Here is a 15,338-nt window from a genome sequence, read left to right as displayed (position 1 = left end):
AGGCCCCCATCATGTTCATCCGCGCATACCTCCGAGCATCGACTGAAGAGCAGGACGCAGCCCGCGCCCGGAAATCGCTCGAGCAGTTCGCCAGCGATCACAACAAGGTCATTGCCAGTGTGTACCTGGAGAATGCCAGCGGTGCGACCGCAGACCGGCCTGAGCTGCTGCGCCTGCTCAAAGATGCACGTAAGGGTGACGTGCTGCTGGTGGAGTCGATAGACCGCCTCTCGCGCCTTCCTGTGGAGGACTGGCAGAAGCTCAAGGCTGCGATTGATTCCAAGGGCCTGCGCATCGTCGCGCTCGACCTGCCAACGACCCACCAGGGGATGCAGGACACCAAGGGCGACGAGTTCACCGGGCGGATGTTAGGGGCGATCAACTCGATGCTGGTGGAAATGATGGCCGCGATCGCACGGAAGGATTACGAGCAGCGTCGTGAGCGCCAGGCTCAGGGTATCGAGAAGGCCAAAGCCGCCGGCAAGTACCAGGGGCGCCCAGTTGATGCGGACCTGCACAGGCGTGTGAGTGAACTACTCAACGCCGGCCTTGGTATCCGCGCGACGGCACGGCACGCAAACTGCTCGACCACGACCGTACTCCGCATTAGAGATGTGGCCGCGTCCTAAGAGACTCCTTGCAACACTTCCTTGATTTGTATTGACCTGAGCCTGTTGAAGGTTGCGCCATCAAAGTGCTAGCGTCGAATCGACTGCGCCGGAGTGGTGACGCAGTGGACGATGTCTAGGCTGGCTGATGGACGCTACGCCTTTACCTCAAGAGGGCAAGGTCTTGCCCGCGATGGACAATGAAGGGAAGAAATCATGGGTCTTGAGTACAGGGACATGGATGCGGATGTTCGCGCAAATATGGTCCAAGAAGTGACATTCGATTTAGATAAAGGAAGTATCTACAAAAGCCCGCGCTTGAATGATGAAGGTATCAAGCTCTGGCCAGACACTCTCAAAGAGGCAGCAGGTAACCACTCCGATGTCTGGTTAGCAAATCAAATCAGGGAGCGCAGGCTTCTCAAAAGCCACGAAAATCGCGCTAAGCCGAGCGGGGGATTCACCCAAGCGCAAATCCCGGTTACAGCTCCAGATACGCTTGCGGAAGGCGAGTTCAACCGTTTTTACATCAGAGGGTTGTGCCTGAAAGCGTTGGCCGAAGATGTCCCTTACCTAATCGCTTACCGAGCGCGCCCCTCTGCGAACCCTCGCCCAGAGTCTCAAGCAATCATTGGTAAGAAATTTAATCCGCAGCAGCTACTCGATGATCTACGGGCGACGACCGGGATCGACACCGTTTTAGGTCTACCACCAGGTCCAAACTCTGGACTTTCAGTAACAATCCCGTAGATACAAGCGCCATAAAAAAGCCCCACCAGTAGATCCTGAGTGGGGCTTTCTTTTGCCTGACGCAATACGTTTGCACCCACCCTGCACCCATGAAGTTTTTTAGTGGAGAGTGAATTTCGTTGCAGGCCTTGATTTATATGGTGTCCCAGGGCAGGTTCGAACTGCCAACCTTCCCCTTAGGAGGACGCACGATCAAGGTCTGAGGGTTCGGAGAATGATGATAACCAACAATGCAGTCGCTGAACCGCAGATCAATGCAGCTCTTGTGTGTTTGACCGTGATATAGAAAAGATACGGGATCGAAACGGGAAAAATCCAAGCTTCAGCAAGCAGCGCCCCCCCCCTCAAAGACAGCTAAACCCCATATATAAAGGGCATTATAGCGTCTTCTATAAAGGCGAATAACTGATTGGAAATCACCAGCATGGAAAAGCGTCCGTATTCAGAGTGCGCAGGATACCCTGATTAGCCAGAAAACGATCTCATGCCCGCACGCGCAACTTCTAATGCATTTTGATGGCCAGCATCGGGCTTGCGCTTATATCAAGAGCCCTTTCGAGTTACCATTCCAACCGTTTCACTTACCAAATCAATGCAGGAAGCATAAGCATGACCAACAAAGCAGTTATCGTCTTCAGCGGCGGACAGGATTCAACCACCTGTTTGATCCACGCCCTGACTCACTACGATGAAATCCACTGCATCACGTTTGACTATGGTCAGCGTCACCACGCGGAAATTGAAGTTGCTCAGCACCTTTCGAAAAAACTCGGTGTGACCGTGCACAAAACGCTGGATGTGTCCTTGCTCAATGAATTGGCCATCAGCAGCCTGACACGCGACAACATTCCGGTCCCGACGGTAAATAGTTCTGGAGAAAGTCTGCCAAGCACTTTCGTGCCAGGACGAAACATCCTGTTTTTGACCTTGGCGTCTATCTACGCCTATCAGGTACAAGCCAAGACGGTCATTACGGGTGTTTGTGAGACAGACTTCTCTGGCTACCCTGACTGTCGAGATGAATTCGTCAAGGCCCTGAATAAAGCCCTTGAACTAGGCATGGATTATAAACTGCAACTGGAAACGCCACTGATGTGGCTGAACAAGGCAGAAACCTGGGCCTTGGCTGATTACCACAATCAATTGGATCTGGTTCGCGAAGAAACACTGACTTGTTACAACGGCATCAAAGGCAGTGGATGCTCTGATTGTGATGCCTGTAATCTTCGCGCGAAAGGGCTGAATGAATTCCTGAATAACAAAGCGCAGGTGGCGCACAGCCTGAAAGCAAAACTGAATTTAAAGTAAACCACAGTAACAAGCGCTCACCAAGGACGGCGGTGACGACATCCCGGTGAGCGCTACCACTATTTTACTGCGCCTGAGCCCCCGTTAAATACTTCTTGAACAATGCCCTAGCGCCGTATGCAGGCAAGACATTAAAGAAAGCGAATCCGACCTTTATCGCGATCTGAACATAGATCATGCCCAGTATCGCGCTATTCTCCATCGCGCCGTAAAAGGCAATAAAGCAGAAAAGAAAACTGTCGATGATCACCGCAAACAGCGTACTTAAAAACACTCGCAAGAACAGAAATCTGGAATTTGTGAGCTCTTTTATTTTGCACAGCAGATAGGAGTTTATATTCTCGGAAACCAGAAACGATACAGACGACGCTACCAGGACTGCCGATAACTGACTGATCACATCATTGTAAGCGCCATCAAGTTTCCAACCCGGCAGCCCGGGAAGATGGGTCGTAATCGCCAGCAAAATGATAATGGCCGCATTGCTGATGAAAGCAAAGAGGATCGCCTTTCGCGCAAGCCTGAGACCGAACGTCTCATTCAGCAAGTCAACGATCAGAAACGTTAGCGGATAAAGGAAGGTGCCCGGCGTTACGACAATATCAAAATATTCCAGATAAATCGGCTTTGTTGCAGCAATACTGGTGAAGATATAAAGGGTAAACAGCATCAGGTTCATAATGATATAGATCATCCATGAATTCTCATGCCGGTCATTTATCTCATAGGCAGTGAGCGCACCACCCTGGGAATAAAATTTTTTGTAGAGGCTTTTCATTTCTATCTTGTTTAGATTATCCATAATCTCACTACTCAACACTTCACTCAGCTTTATTTTAATGACTTTGCCTGTAGCAATAACCATAATAACGGCCAGGCTTTTTCCATTTTCAAACCCCAACAACTTGTACTTACTGTTTTCCCTTCCAATGCTGCAATCCATTAAATCGTTCCTCGATTATATCCCCAACAACACAAACCAAATCAAAATCAACCTCATTGGTTATAAATAACTTTTTCGTGTTTTTATCATACACCAGCTTTTCCCTGTCGCTGCTCGACGCCCCCTTCTGCACGATCAATAAATCGCCAGGCTCATTCATGCCACTGATCTCGTTTTCCAGAAGTACGCCGATCAAGTTAAAGGATGTACCAAAATAGTAAGTCAGCGGATAAAGGGTGGCCAATTCGCCAATCCTTTTATCCAGATTCTCGAGCACCAGACTTTCTTTTATGACCGGCACCGCTGCCGGATTCATGTTTCCTTGCGGAGAGACACTGCTTTCTATTATCTCTTTTTCTTCAAAATCAATCGTTTCTATTTCCCCATAAGAAACACCGAAAAAATCAGAAATCTTACGGACGGTGGACTGCTGTACATTGACCACTTTACCTTCGAGAATGTTATAGATAGTCGTTCTGGTCAAACCACTGGAATTGCACAGCGACAGTTGTGTTTCACCACGACTCTTTATCAAGTACTTGATATTGTTTTTCAGATTCTCCGATCTTTCTCTTCTGTGCATAAAAGGCTTACCATTTTTTATACAGGCAATTAACAACACGCCAAGAATGACTATTCAGTGGCTACACAGGCAAACTATGAATACAGTTGAACGGGGTATTAGAACCGCGAGAGATCATAGCATTCTCCATCCTTGGTTTTGATACAAAAGTCATGTGACGAACAAAGCATGGTGCACCTCAGCACGATCAATTCGCAATCTGTACCGATTCGTCAACTCTTCCCCTCACACGCGATGCTCGTAAAGCCACGGCTCCCGACCTGCTGTTTTACACCTTATGCTCGCGTAAAAAGAATCACTTTATTTGAACAATGTTCACTTTTTTGATTAATTCCTCTGGCGTTCCTCAGTGAAAAACCTATGATGCGTCGAGCCTCCCCTCCTCCACCAGTGAGTGGCGATGAAGGAAAACGGGTTGTCTATACAGGGATTGGTTTTGCGCGCACTGGCGCCAGAACACGGAATCTACCTGTATCGGGTTCGGCAACGCATGGACGTATGCACACACGCGAAACCAAGGAAGGAATACAAGTAATGGCAGTCAATACTGAACCGCTTTTGAACCAATCCGACTTACTGCGAAGAGGTTTGGCGGATCTTCGAGCGGAAGATGCCGAACTCGCTGAAATCCTCGACGCCGAAGTCGCGCGTCAACACCGAACGCTGTCGCTGACCTCCTCCTCCTGCGCCGTCACGCCTCGCACCCTGGCGGCATCTGCTTCGACGCTGGTCAACGTCACGGCTGAGGGTATGCCCGGCAGGCGCCATGACGCAGGATGCGAGAACGCCGACCTGATCGAATCACTCGCCACCCGCAGAGCACAGGAACTGTTCGGCGCCGAATACGCCAACGTGCAATCACACTCGGCATCGACCGCCACTTACCAAGTGCTCACTGCCTTGCTTGAACCGGGCGATACCCTGCTGGGAATGGCCGTCGAACACGGCGGTGATCTCACCCATGGCAGTGCCAAAGCGTTCTCGGGCGCTTACTACAAGGCGATCCAGTACGGTACGACAGCAGACGGCGTCATCGATTACGACAAAGTACGCAGCCTGGCGCTTGCTCACCGCCCGCGCATCATCATGTGCGGCGCAACGGCCTACTCGCGGGCTGTGGATTTTGAGCGTTTGCGCAAGATTGCCGATGAAGCCGGGGCGATCCTGCTCGCTGACATTTCGCATATCGCCGGACTGGTTGCCACGGGGCGCCACCCGAGTCCGATCGACGCAGCCCACATCACCACAACCTGCACGCACAAACAACTCATGGGGCCACGCGGCGGCCTGATCCTCTCGGGCCGAGACGCCAACACCAAGGTTCCCGGCCTGCGGGTGACCTTCCGTCACGCCCTCGATCAAGCCGTTTTCCCACAAATGCAAGGTGCGCCAGCCGTCAACATGATCGCAGCCAAGGCTTGCGCGCTGGGCTATGCGATGTCTGCAGAGTTCGACGCTTACATGGCGCGGATTCGCAGATCGGCAGATGAAATTGCCAGTGCGTTTCAAGCCCATGATTACGACGTCGTGGGCGGCGCCAGTGAAAACCACACGGTACTGATTCGCTTGCGTAATGGCGTCACCGGCGCCATTGCGCAAAAAGCGCTGGAGCACTGCGGGATCATCGTGAACAAACACCGCGTACCCGGCGAGACTCGACCGGCACTCATTACCAGTGGCTTGCGAATTGGCACCGGCTCTCTGGCGCAACGTCACATCGACCGCCAGGGATGCCGTGAAGTCGTCGGTTTGATCTGCCAGATTCTGGGCAAGGTGACGCCACTCGGCGAGCGCGAATACACGCTGGAACCCGCGCTGAGGGAGCAATTCCGTTTACGAGCCGAGGCATTGTGTACGGCGTATCCCATCGCCGATTACGTATAACAGCGAACACAAAAAACCCGGCGATTGGCCGGGTCTGTTGTTTTTACGTTTCGCTTACTTTGCGACAGAACCCGCCGCGTGCAGCGCCTGCTGCGCACCGCGTTTGTTCTTGATCACATAGCAGACCCACATGAACACGACCCACACCGGAATCGCGTACACCGAGATCTGGATACCCGGGATCAGCAGCATCACGCCGAGGATGAACGCGACGAACGCCAGGCAGATGTAGTTGCCGTACGGATACCAGAGCGCCTTGAACAGCGGCGTTTGCTTCGTCTTGTTCATGTGCTGACGGAACTTGAAGTGCGAGAAGCTGATCATTGCCCAGTTGATCACCAGCGTTGCCACAACGAGCGACATCAGCAGTTCCAGCGCATGCTGCGGGATCAGGTAGTTGAGCAACACCGCCACCAGCGTCACCGCCGCCGAGGCCAGGATCGAACGCACTGGCACGCCGCGCTTGTCGATCTTCGCCAGGGCTTTGGGCGCATCACCCTGCTCGGCCATGCCCAGGAGCATGCGGCTGTTGCAGTAGGTACCACTGTTGTAAACCGACAGCGCAGCGGTCAGCACGACAAAATTGAGGATGTGGGCGGCGGTGTTGCTGCCGAGCATCGAGAACACTTGTACGAACGGGCTTCCACTGTAGGAATCGCCGTTTGCGTTGAGGGTTTCCAGCAGGCTGTCCCACGGGGTCAGCGACAGCAGGATCACCAGAGCGCCGATGTAGAAAATCAGGATCCGGTAGATCACCTGGTTGATTGCTTTCGGGATCACGGTTTTCGGTTTATCGGCCTCGGCTGCGGTGAAACCGAGCATTTCCAGGCCGCCAAACGAGAACATGATGATCGCCATGGCCATCACCAGACCACTGACACCGTTGGCAAAGAAACCACCGTGGGACCACAGGTTGCTGACCGAGGCTTGCGGGCCGCCATTACCGCTGACCAGCAGGTAGCTGCCCAGCGCAATCATGCCGACGATCGCCACGACCTTGATGATCGCGAACCAGAATTCGGCCTCCCCGAATACTTTGACGTTGGCCAGGTTGATGGCGTTGATCAGCACAAAGAAAGCAGCAGCAGAAACCCACGTCGGGATGTCGGGCGCCCAGTAGTGGATGTACTTGCCGACCGCCGTCAGCTCCGACATGCCCACCAGAATGTACAGAATCCAGCAGTTCCAGCCCGACAGGAAACCGGCGAAACCGCCCCAGTATTTATGCGCGAAATGGCTGAAGGAACCGGCCACCGGCTCTTCGACAATCATCTCGCCAAGCTGGCGCATGATCATGAAGGCGATGAAGCCGCAGATGGCGTAGCCGAGGATCATCGACGGCCCGGCGGATTTCAGCACCCCGGCCGAGCCGAGGAACAATCCGGTACCGATCGCGCCACCGAGGGCGATCAGTTGAATGTGGCGATTTTTCAGGCCGCGTTTCAGCTCGCCTGATTGTGAGGGTTGTCCACTCATGAAAAAGGTCTCACGCAAGGTTTGATGATGTTCAGTAGACGTTGCTGCAAGGTTGCGATTTCAAGCAGCCCCGATCAAACCCCAGCGCAGGCACCAGGAGTTCAGCTTTTTTACAACGGTCATGCGTCACCTGTTTGTTTTTATCTGTGACGAAATCGAACCCGACACGCTTGTGACGCGGCGGAGTGAACAAGGCAGATAGCCTTGAGATTTGCGCGATTACGCAGAGGGTCACAGTTAAAACGCGGCGCATTGTACACCGCTAACCCCCTGCTGCCAGACTCCGCTGGATCAGCGTGTCGGTTGCCGGGATTGCACGTGTCCGCCTCGAGTCGCAAGGCCGGCTGCAAAAAATGAGTCAGGCCGTTGCAGGCCATCGACGGGGACGAGTGGAAAACCGTCCCACGGTGAGAGGTGGAAATCAGTCACGGCGTTCATTGCGCCTCCTTGTTGTTATGCGCCTGCACGACAGGCATGGAGCGCATCTCACCCTTCAAACGCCGCTGAAACAAGCGGGCCAGAGCCTTGTGCAACACCTGACCGGGCAACTTCCGGCAGCTTTTCCTTACACGAGCGACGTGGGGGGACTTTCACTGGGTTTGGTCGCCCTTTTCGTAAATATTTCCTTACAAGGCGTAACGTAAAATTTCCAATTCAGACAATTCCGTAGGTCGCCTGCAAATTGACGGTGGCTCGCTCACTCTTGAAAAAAGCCATCTAGTTTTTTGTTTTGAAATAAGAAAAACCTCATTCAGAAACAGAATAAAAAGTTTATTTAAAAATTAAATAGATGATTTTTTGCATTACAAAAAACCCTGAACTAGGTTCTTCACGTCTTGTCGGCCAACTTGACCGGCCAGTCACAACCATGAAAGTCATCTAGGAGATCGACCATGCAAGCACTGGAAAAAGACTTGGATACCGAACTGCAACTGGACGAATGGTTTGAAGCCCCCACTCACGAAGCGGCCGTGGAAATGATGCAAGCCGACGCGGTCGTGCCGTTCGGCACGGCGATGTGGCCTCTGTAACACATCATTGGGCAGACACGATCCGGCCGATCGTGCCTGCCGCTTTTTTCACGGTCAGTCAGGGAGGACTCATGGATAAGCCACGCGCGATCTCGCATTTCCTTTACTACCTCGAACATCACCCGGCCCTCGCCGACCTCGACTCGGCGCAGATTCTGCTCGGGCACACTGCCGATTACCAAGCCCTCACCGGCGCCATCGCCGAACAGGCCGGCGAACATTCACGCTTCAGGTTCAGCGCCCGACGTCTGGACCTGGAAAGTAGCGCAGCGCTGAGTTCGGCGATTGCCGACAGCGATCTGTACATTTTCTTCTACGACTCTTCCACCCTGCCCAACCCGCGCCCCGACGGTCCGGAGTTTGTTCGCGCCCTGCAAGCGGTGATGGCGCAGAACTGGAAGAAGTCGCTGCTGTTCAAGGATTACGGCGATTATTTCTACGACACATTCAGTGTCACGCCACGGCGCATTGCCGGGCTCAATAGCCACTTGATCCAACGCATGTCCCAAGCGACGACGCTGAGTTTCAAAGACGATGAAGGCTCATGGTTCGAAGCGCCCATGAGCAGTATCAAGAAGTGGACCGACATCAACGGCGTCGGCAACTTCGATCTGGCGCCTGGCGAGATCGCCACCCACAGCGAAGCCATTAACGGTCATGTGAAGTTCAAGGGCACCTTCCTCAGCACCATTCCGTTTGCGCGCAAGTACGGGGTACTGGAATCACCGCTGGAACTGTGGATCGAGAATTCGACCATCAGCCGCATCGCCACCGATGTGCCGGGGCTGGAGCATGATTTCAACAAGTACCTGGACGCGAACCCGTCGAACCGGCGCATCGAGGAGCTGGGGATTGGCACCAACGAAGGCGTGAAAACACTGTATGCGCGCAATGCCGGGTTTGAAGAACGGCATTGTGGATTGCACCTTGGGCTTGGGGGTGGAGCCAAGGGCAGTCATCACCTGGACCTGATCTTCTCCGGTGGCGTGTTGGCGCTGGATGACAAGCCAGTGTTTGATGGACGGTTTGTGTTTTAGCCTGAAATTGATGGCACTGCTAGCGGTCTCTTCGCGGGGCAGGCACCACAACACTTTCGCCAGACGAAAAAAAACGCCAACCCTGCGGTTGGCGTTTTTCATTCAGGCGCTAAACCCGGTCACTCAGGCTTCTTGCGCCCGAAACCCGGACGCTGGCCAGAGCCGGCCGGTGCGCCGCGACGCTTGCCCGACGGCTTGTCACCGTCGACCAGTTTGATCCCTGGGCGCTTCGGCGCAGGCTTGGCCGGACGCTTGTTGGTGGTGTCCGCCGGACGATCCGCTACCGGTGTACCGCGACCGGCCGGTGCGCCACGCTCACCACGCTCGGTGCGACCGTTGGCCGGACGCGGAGCGCGCTCGCCGTCACGGGCGACTGGCTTGCGCCCCGGACGCTCGCCTTCGATCTGCGGCTCGCGGCCTGGACGCGGGCCGGTCGGCGCGCCAGCGGCTGGACGCAGGGTACGCACGCGCTCGGTCTTGGCCATCGGCCGCGACGATTTGCGCTGCATGCGTTCCAGCTTGTCTTTGCTCTTGGCATTGAGCTGCGGCATCGCTACCGGCGTCAGACCCACTTCAGCACTCAGAATGTCGACTTCGTACTGGCTCATTTCGCGCCAGCGGCCCATCGGCAGGTCGGAGTTGAGGAACACCGGGCCGAAACGCACGCGCTTCAGACGGCTGACCACCAGACCTTGCGACTCCCACAGACGACGAACCTCACGGTTACGACCTTCCATCACCACGCAGTGATACCAGTGATTGAAGCCTTCGCCGCCCGGTGCCTGCTTGATGTCGGTGAACTTGGCAGGACCGTCTTCCAGCACCACGCCGGCCTTCAGGCGCTCGATCATTTCGTCATCGACTTCACCGCGTACACGCACGGCGTACTCACGGTCCATCTCATAGGATGGGTGCATCAGGCGGTTGGCCAGCTCACCGTCGGTGGTGAACATCAGCAGCCCGGTGGTGTTGATGTCGAGACGACCGATATTGATCCAGCGACCTTCTTTCGGACGCGGCAGCTTGTCGAACACGGTCGGACGGCCTTCCGGGTCGTCACGGGTGCAGATCTCGCCATCGGGTTTGTTGTACATGATCACGCGGCGTACCGATTCGGCAGCCTCTTCACGCTTGATCACCTTGCCATCAATGGTGATGGCGTCGTGCATGTCGACGCGCAGGCCGAGGGTGGCGTCTTTGCCATTGACCTTGATCCGGCCCTGGCTGATCCAGGCTTCCACGTCACGGCGCGAGCCGACGCCGATACGGGCGAGGACTTTCTGCAGCTTTTCGCCTGCTGGGCCGATTTCCTGGTCGTCTTTCTGATTGATGTCACTCATCTGGGCACCTCCCGGTGTGGTCTGTTCAGGCGGCGCCTGAAGCATTGAAATCTGGGTACTTGGCCGAAGGGATCGGCGAAGGGTCGCGAATCATACGCGGATGTGGGCCATCGCGCATCAGAGACTAGCTGATCAATGCACAGTTATTTCTTTTTCCGCCGACCGGCTCCGCCAAGCTTGATCAGCCGCAGCGCGGCTTCGGCCAGGACAGCGCGTTTGTCGTCCTTGTCGAGTTTCTTCCAGGCTTTGATTTCGCGCTTGCTGCGACCGCACCCCTGACAAACATCATCGGTGAACTTGCAGAGGCTGATGCACGGGTCTTTGGTTGAGCTCATCAATCTCTCCGGGCTGAACATAGAACCAATGGGGGAGCGGCCGTGTTCAATCCTCAAATTCGCGGCGTTCGGCTTCGATGGCTTCAGCCAGGGCTCGGGCTTCGGCTTCCTCTTCGCTCAACTCGGGTGGCGGTGCGCACTGCTCAAGGGCTGCAACGGCAGCGAGAAGTTTTTCCCGTGCTTGCGCAACACCCAGCACGTCCTCTTCAGGTACGGCTTCAGGCTCGGCTTCAAGTTCAACCTCGATAACCGGCTCGGTGATTTGCGTCTCAGGCTCAACCGGCGGCGCTTCGAAATCGGCGCCATCACGCAACAAATCATCGAAATCGGTCTTGATCCCCTCCTCCATACCGTCCAGCTCCAGCAGCAAGGTGTGGAAACTGGTTTCCTCCTTCTCCTCTTCGGGCTCGGCACTGGCGTCGGCCAGCTCCTGCAAACCCTGAGGCACCGGCGCGTCGTCAAAATCGAGTACCGGGTCGGCCTCCATCTCGCGCAGTTCGGCCAGCGGCGGCAAGTCTTCGAGGTTTTTCAGATTGAAGTGATCGAGAAACGCCTTGGTAGTGGCGAACATCGCCGGTTTGCCCGGCACGTCGCGGTAACCGACGATGCGGATCCACTCGCGTTCGATCAGGGTTTTGACGATGTTGCTGTTGACCGCCACACCGCGCACATCCTCGATCTCGCCCCGGGTGATCGGCTGGCGATAGGCAATCAGCGCGATGGTTTCCAGCAAGGCACGGGAATAACGCTGCGGGCGCTCCTCCCACAGACGGCCAACCCATGGCGAAAACTTCTCGCGGATCTGCAAGCGATAGCCCGAGGAGACTTCTTTGAGTTCGAAGGCTCGGCCATCGCAGGACTTGGCGAGCAACGCCAGGGCTTTCTTGAAGACCGGCGGCTCGGGCCGTTCGCCGTCTTCGAACAGTTCGTAGAGACGTTCAAGCGATTGCGGCTTTCCCGAGGCCAGCAGAAAGGCTTCAAGCAGGGGGGCCAGCTCGCGGGGTTCAGTCAGGTTCATGTTCGGACTCGTTATTCGGCTCGGGCTCGCACGTGGATCGCGGCGAACGGCTCATTCTGCACCAGCTCGACCAAGGATTCCTTGACCAGTTCAAGGATCGCCATAAAGGTGACCACCACACCGAGGCGACCCTCTTCGGCGGTGAACAGCTCGACAAACGGCACAAAACCGCCGCCCTTGAGCCGCTCAAGCACATCACTCATGCGTTCGCGGGTCGACAGGGCCTCGCGGCTGACCTGATGGCTTTCAAACATGTCGCCACGGCGCAAGACTTCGGCCATGCACATGAGAATTTCTTCCAGCGCCACATCAGGCAACAGCTTGCGCGCCCGAGCCTGCGGGGCGTCGAGCTTGGGCACCACAACATCACGGCCAACCCGGCTCAAGCCGTCGATGCCTTCGGCGGCAGCCTTGAAGCGCTCGTACTCCTGCAAGCGGCGGATCAGTTCGGCACGCGGATCGTCTTCTTCGTCTTCGACGGTCTCGGCCCGTGGCAGGAGCATGCGCGACTTGATCTCGGCGAGCATCGCGGCCATCACCAGATACTCGGCGGCCAGTTCCAGGCGCACCGACTGCATCAGCTCGACATAGCCCATGTACTGCCGGGTGATTTCCGCCACCGGGATGTCGAGGATGTTGATGTTCTGTTTGCGGATCAGGTACAGCAGCAGGTCGAGTGGGCCTTCAAAGGCTTCAAGGAACACTTCCAGCGCATCTGGCGGGATGTAAAGGTCCAGCGGCATTTCCATGACCGCCTGGCCATAGACCATCGCAAACGGCAGCTCCTGCTGGGCGCCGGCCTGGGGATCGACAACGGTTTGCACTGCGGACATTCAGGCCTCGACCATGAACGGCGCGGGATCGCCGCAACCGACGCGGATCACTTCCGGATCGTCGCCGGTCAGGTCGATCACGGTGGAGGCCTTGATGCCGCCGAAACCACCGTCGATGATCAGGTCCACTTGATGTTCGAGTAACTGGCGCATTTCGTAAGGATCGCTGAGCGGATCTTCATCGCCCGGCATGATCAGGGTCACGCTCATCAACGGCTCGCCCAGTTCGGCCAGCAGTGCCAACGCAATCGGTTGGCTCGGTACGCGCAGGCCGATGGTGCGTTTCTTCGGATGCAGCAGCAGCCGGGGCACTTCCCGGGTGGCGTTGAGAATGAAGGTGTAGGGGCCCGGCAGGTGCGCCTTGAGAATACGGAAAATGCCAGTGTCGATCTTGGCATAGTTGCCCAATTGCGACAGATCGCTGCAGATCAGTGCGAAGTTGTGCTTTTCGTCAAGCTGGCGCAGGCGTCGAACGCGCTCAATGGCGGTTTTGTCGCCAATTCGGCAACCGATCGCGTAGGAAGAATCCGTGGGATAAATCACCACCCCGCCTTTGCGGATGATCTCGACCGCCTGTTTGATCAGGCGCGCTTGCGGGTTTTCCGGATGTATCTGGAAAAATTGACTCACATTCTCTACCTGTTCAGACGGCGGCAATAGCTGTGTCATGTTTGAACCGACACCACAGGGGTGGAAGGTCCTCGGGAACCGGCCGGTACTGGCCGATCTCGGACCAGCCACCAGGGCCATGGAAGTCACTGCCAGCGCTGACCAGCAGACCGAACTCACGGGCAAGGATTGCCAGGCTGCCCACCTGTTCCGCAGGCTGATGGCCATTGACCACCTCGATCGCATGCCCGCCTGCTTGAATATAGTCGGCAATCAGCTTTCGGCGCTTGCTGCGGGTGAAATCGTAGTGCCACGGATGCGCCAGGCTGACCCAGGCATTGGCGGCGCGCAACGTGTCGACAGTGTCTTCCAGCGTCGGCCAGTGCAACTTGACGTCACCCAACTTGCCAGCGCCGAGCCACTTGCGAAATGCTTCGGCGCGATCCTTTACAAACCCTTCACGCACCATCCAGTCAGCAAAATGCGGACGAGCCGGCGCGTTACCGCTATCGCCCAGCTCCTGCTGGATCTGTCGGGCACCATCGAGGGCGCCAGGCATCCCCTTGAGCGCGAGCTTGCGGCTTATTTCTTCCGACCGCAGCCAGCGGCCATCGTGCAATTTGGCGATGGCCTCGACCAGTGGAGCGGCGTTGACGTCGAAACCGTAGCCCAACACATGGATGGTCGCGCCGCCCCAGGTGCAGGAGAGTTCGACGCCGTTGACCAGTTGCATGCCCAATTCATTGGCGGCCGCGCGCGCTTCGGCGAGGCCTTCAAGGGTGTCGTGGTCGGTCAACGCCAGGACTCGCACGCCGTTTTCGAACGCACGTGCAACCAGAACCGCTGGCGCCAATGCGCCATCGGAGGCCGTGCTATGGCAGTGCAAATCAACATTCACGGGGAGTTGTAACCTCAAATCAGCTGGCGCTATCGCGCGCCCATATGTTTGTTATTATGCCGCCACATCCAGCTTCTGGCTCTCACTGTGAAACAATTCATCGATTTCATCCCGCTTCTGCTGTTCTTCATCGTTTACAAACTCGATCCGCGGGTCGTCGACCTCGCTGGCCATGAAGTGACTGTAGGCGGTATTTACAGCGCCACCGCCATGCTGATCATCAGCTCCCTGGTGGTATACGGTGTGCTTTTCATCAAACAGCGCAAGCTGGAAAAGAGCCAATGGCTGACCCTGATCGCCTGCCTCGTGTTCGGCAGCCTGACCCTGGCCTTCCACAGCGAAACCGTCCTCAAATGGAAAGCCCCGGTGGTCAACTGGCTGTTCGCCGCGGCCTTCATCGGTAGCCATTTCATCGGCGACCGTTTGCTGATCAAACGCATCATGGGTCACGCGCTGACCTTGCCGGAACCGATCTGGACCCGCCTGAACATCGCATGGATCGTCTTTTTACTGTTCTGCGGGGCCGCCAACCTGTTCGTCGCCTTTACCTTCCAGAGCATCTGGGTGGACTTCAAGGTGTTCGGCAGCCTGGGCATGACCTTGGTGTTCCTGCTCGCACAATTTATTTACCTGTCCCGTCATATGCACGACGCCGATACCAAAACACCAAAAACCGAGGACTGAC

General features: G+C 56.0%; 16 protein-coding genes. 7 read left to right on the top strand and 9 right to left on the bottom strand.

Annotated elements, in window-relative coordinates:
- Positions 1-11: 11 nt before the first annotated feature.
- From ACIOWA_RS09465 to queC, 3 genes are all read left to right on the top strand, one after another.
- Complete coding sequence (locus tag ACIOWA_RS09465; RefSeq protein ID WP_401159424.1) at positions 12-629, top strand: recombinase family protein; 618 nt, start codon at positions 12-14, stop codon at positions 627-629.
- A 195-nt stretch (positions 630-824) separates the two neighbouring features.
- Positions 825-1,358, top strand: a complete 534-nt coding sequence (locus tag ACIOWA_RS09460) for a hypothetical protein (protein ID WP_401159422.1) — start codon at positions 825-827, stop codon at positions 1,356-1,358.
- A gap of 609 nt (positions 1,359-1,967) precedes the next feature.
- Complete coding sequence (gene queC, locus ACIOWA_RS09455) at positions 1,968-2,666, top strand: 7-cyano-7-deazaguanine synthase QueC (RefSeq protein ID WP_221732016.1); 699 nt, start codon at positions 1,968-1,970, stop codon at positions 2,664-2,666.
- Positions 2,667-2,730: 64 nt separating this feature from the next.
- Here the strand turns inward: queC and ACIOWA_RS09450 are convergent, their stop codons facing one another.
- Together ACIOWA_RS09450 and ACIOWA_RS09445 are read right to left on the bottom strand one after the other, a co-directional pair.
- The gene (locus tag ACIOWA_RS09450) at positions 2,731-3,609 is read right to left on the bottom strand and encodes a queuosine precursor transporter (RefSeq protein ID WP_401159420.1); all 879 of its coding nucleotides are present in this window, start codon (positions 3,607-3,609) and stop codon (positions 2,731-2,733) included.
- Positions 3,578-4,192 (bottom strand): helix-turn-helix transcriptional regulator, encoded by a 615-nt coding sequence (locus ACIOWA_RS09445; protein WP_401159418.1) that lies wholly within the window; start codon positions 4,190-4,192, stop codon positions 3,578-3,580. The genes ACIOWA_RS09450 and ACIOWA_RS09445 overlap by 32 nt, the downstream gene beginning before the upstream one ends.
- Positions 4,193-4,726: 534 nt before the next feature.
- Between ACIOWA_RS09445 and glyA the strand changes: the two genes are divergently transcribed.
- Complete coding sequence (glyA, locus tag ACIOWA_RS09440; protein ID WP_401159416.1) at positions 4,727-6,076, top strand: serine hydroxymethyltransferase; 1,350 nt, start codon at positions 4,727-4,729, stop codon at positions 6,074-6,076.
- A 54-nt stretch (positions 6,077-6,130) separates the two neighbouring features.
- Here glyA and ACIOWA_RS09435 read toward each other — a convergent pair whose 3' ends face one another.
- Positions 6,131-7,552: an amino acid permease gene (locus ACIOWA_RS09435; protein WP_339464118.1), complete on the bottom strand. Its 1,422-nt coding sequence runs from the start codon at positions 7,550-7,552 to the stop codon at positions 6,131-6,133.
- A gap of 893 nt (positions 7,553-8,445) precedes the next feature.
- Here ACIOWA_RS09435 and ACIOWA_RS09430 point away from each other — a divergent pair.
- Both ACIOWA_RS09430 and ACIOWA_RS09425 read left to right on the top strand, forming a co-directional pair.
- Positions 8,446-8,583: a hypothetical protein gene (locus ACIOWA_RS09430; protein ID WP_003222780.1), complete on the top strand. Its 138-nt coding sequence runs from the start codon at positions 8,446-8,448 to the stop codon at positions 8,581-8,583.
- A 71-nt stretch (positions 8,584-8,654) separates the two neighbouring features.
- Complete coding sequence (locus ACIOWA_RS09425; RefSeq protein WP_339432645.1) at positions 8,655-9,620, top strand: leucyl aminopeptidase; 966 nt, start codon at positions 8,655-8,657, stop codon at positions 9,618-9,620.
- 119 nt (positions 9,621-9,739) lie between these two features.
- On the opposite strand, the gene rluB is transcribed toward ACIOWA_RS09425, so the two are convergent.
- From rluB to ACIOWA_RS09395, 6 genes are all read right to left on the bottom strand, one after another.
- Positions 9,740-10,960, bottom strand: coding sequence for a 23S rRNA pseudouridine(2605) synthase RluB (gene rluB / locus ACIOWA_RS09420; RefSeq protein ID WP_186550794.1), 1,221 nt, complete (start codon positions 10,958-10,960; stop codon positions 9,740-9,742).
- Between the two features lie 143 nt (positions 10,961-11,103).
- The gene (locus ACIOWA_RS09415) at positions 11,104-11,295 is read right to left on the bottom strand and encodes a DUF1289 domain-containing protein (RefSeq protein WP_339432646.1); all 192 of its coding nucleotides are present in this window, start codon (positions 11,293-11,295) and stop codon (positions 11,104-11,106) included.
- 46 nt (positions 11,296-11,341) lie between these two features.
- Positions 11,342-12,313: an SMC-Scp complex subunit ScpB gene (gene scpB, locus ACIOWA_RS09410; RefSeq protein ID WP_339432647.1), complete on the bottom strand. Its 972-nt coding sequence runs from the start codon at positions 12,311-12,313 to the stop codon at positions 11,342-11,344.
- A gap of 11 nt (positions 12,314-12,324) precedes the next feature.
- Positions 12,325-13,023 carry a ScpA family protein gene (locus ACIOWA_RS09405; protein WP_221732046.1) on the bottom strand — a complete coding sequence of 233 codons (699 nt, stop codon included), beginning with the start codon at positions 13,021-13,023 and terminating at the stop codon, positions 12,325-12,327.
- A gap of 123 nt (positions 13,024-13,146) precedes the next feature.
- Complete coding sequence (locus ACIOWA_RS09400; RefSeq protein ID WP_221732024.1) at positions 13,147-13,776, bottom strand: L-threonylcarbamoyladenylate synthase; 630 nt, start codon at positions 13,774-13,776, stop codon at positions 13,147-13,149.
- Between the two features lie 13 nt (positions 13,777-13,789).
- Positions 13,790-14,653 carry a PHP domain-containing protein gene (locus ACIOWA_RS09395; RefSeq protein ID WP_339432648.1) on the bottom strand — a complete coding sequence of 288 codons (864 nt, stop codon included), beginning with the start codon at positions 14,651-14,653 and terminating at the stop codon, positions 13,790-13,792.
- Positions 14,654-14,740: 87 nt separating this feature from the next.
- On the opposite strand from ACIOWA_RS09395, the gene ACIOWA_RS09390 reads away from it, so the two are divergent.
- Positions 14,741-15,337 carry a septation protein A gene (locus ACIOWA_RS09390; RefSeq protein ID WP_339432649.1) on the top strand — a complete coding sequence of 199 codons (597 nt, stop codon included), beginning with the start codon at positions 14,741-14,743 and terminating at the stop codon, positions 15,335-15,337.
- Position 15,338: the final 1 nt, after the last annotated feature.

The sequence above is a fragment of the Pseudomonas sp. NPDC087614 genome (assembly GCF_044743485.1).
Classification (GTDB): Bacteria; Pseudomonadota; Gammaproteobacteria; order Pseudomonadales; family Pseudomonadaceae; genus Aquipseudomonas; species Aquipseudomonas baetica_A.
This window is presented reverse-complemented; position numbering and strand designations above follow the sequence as displayed.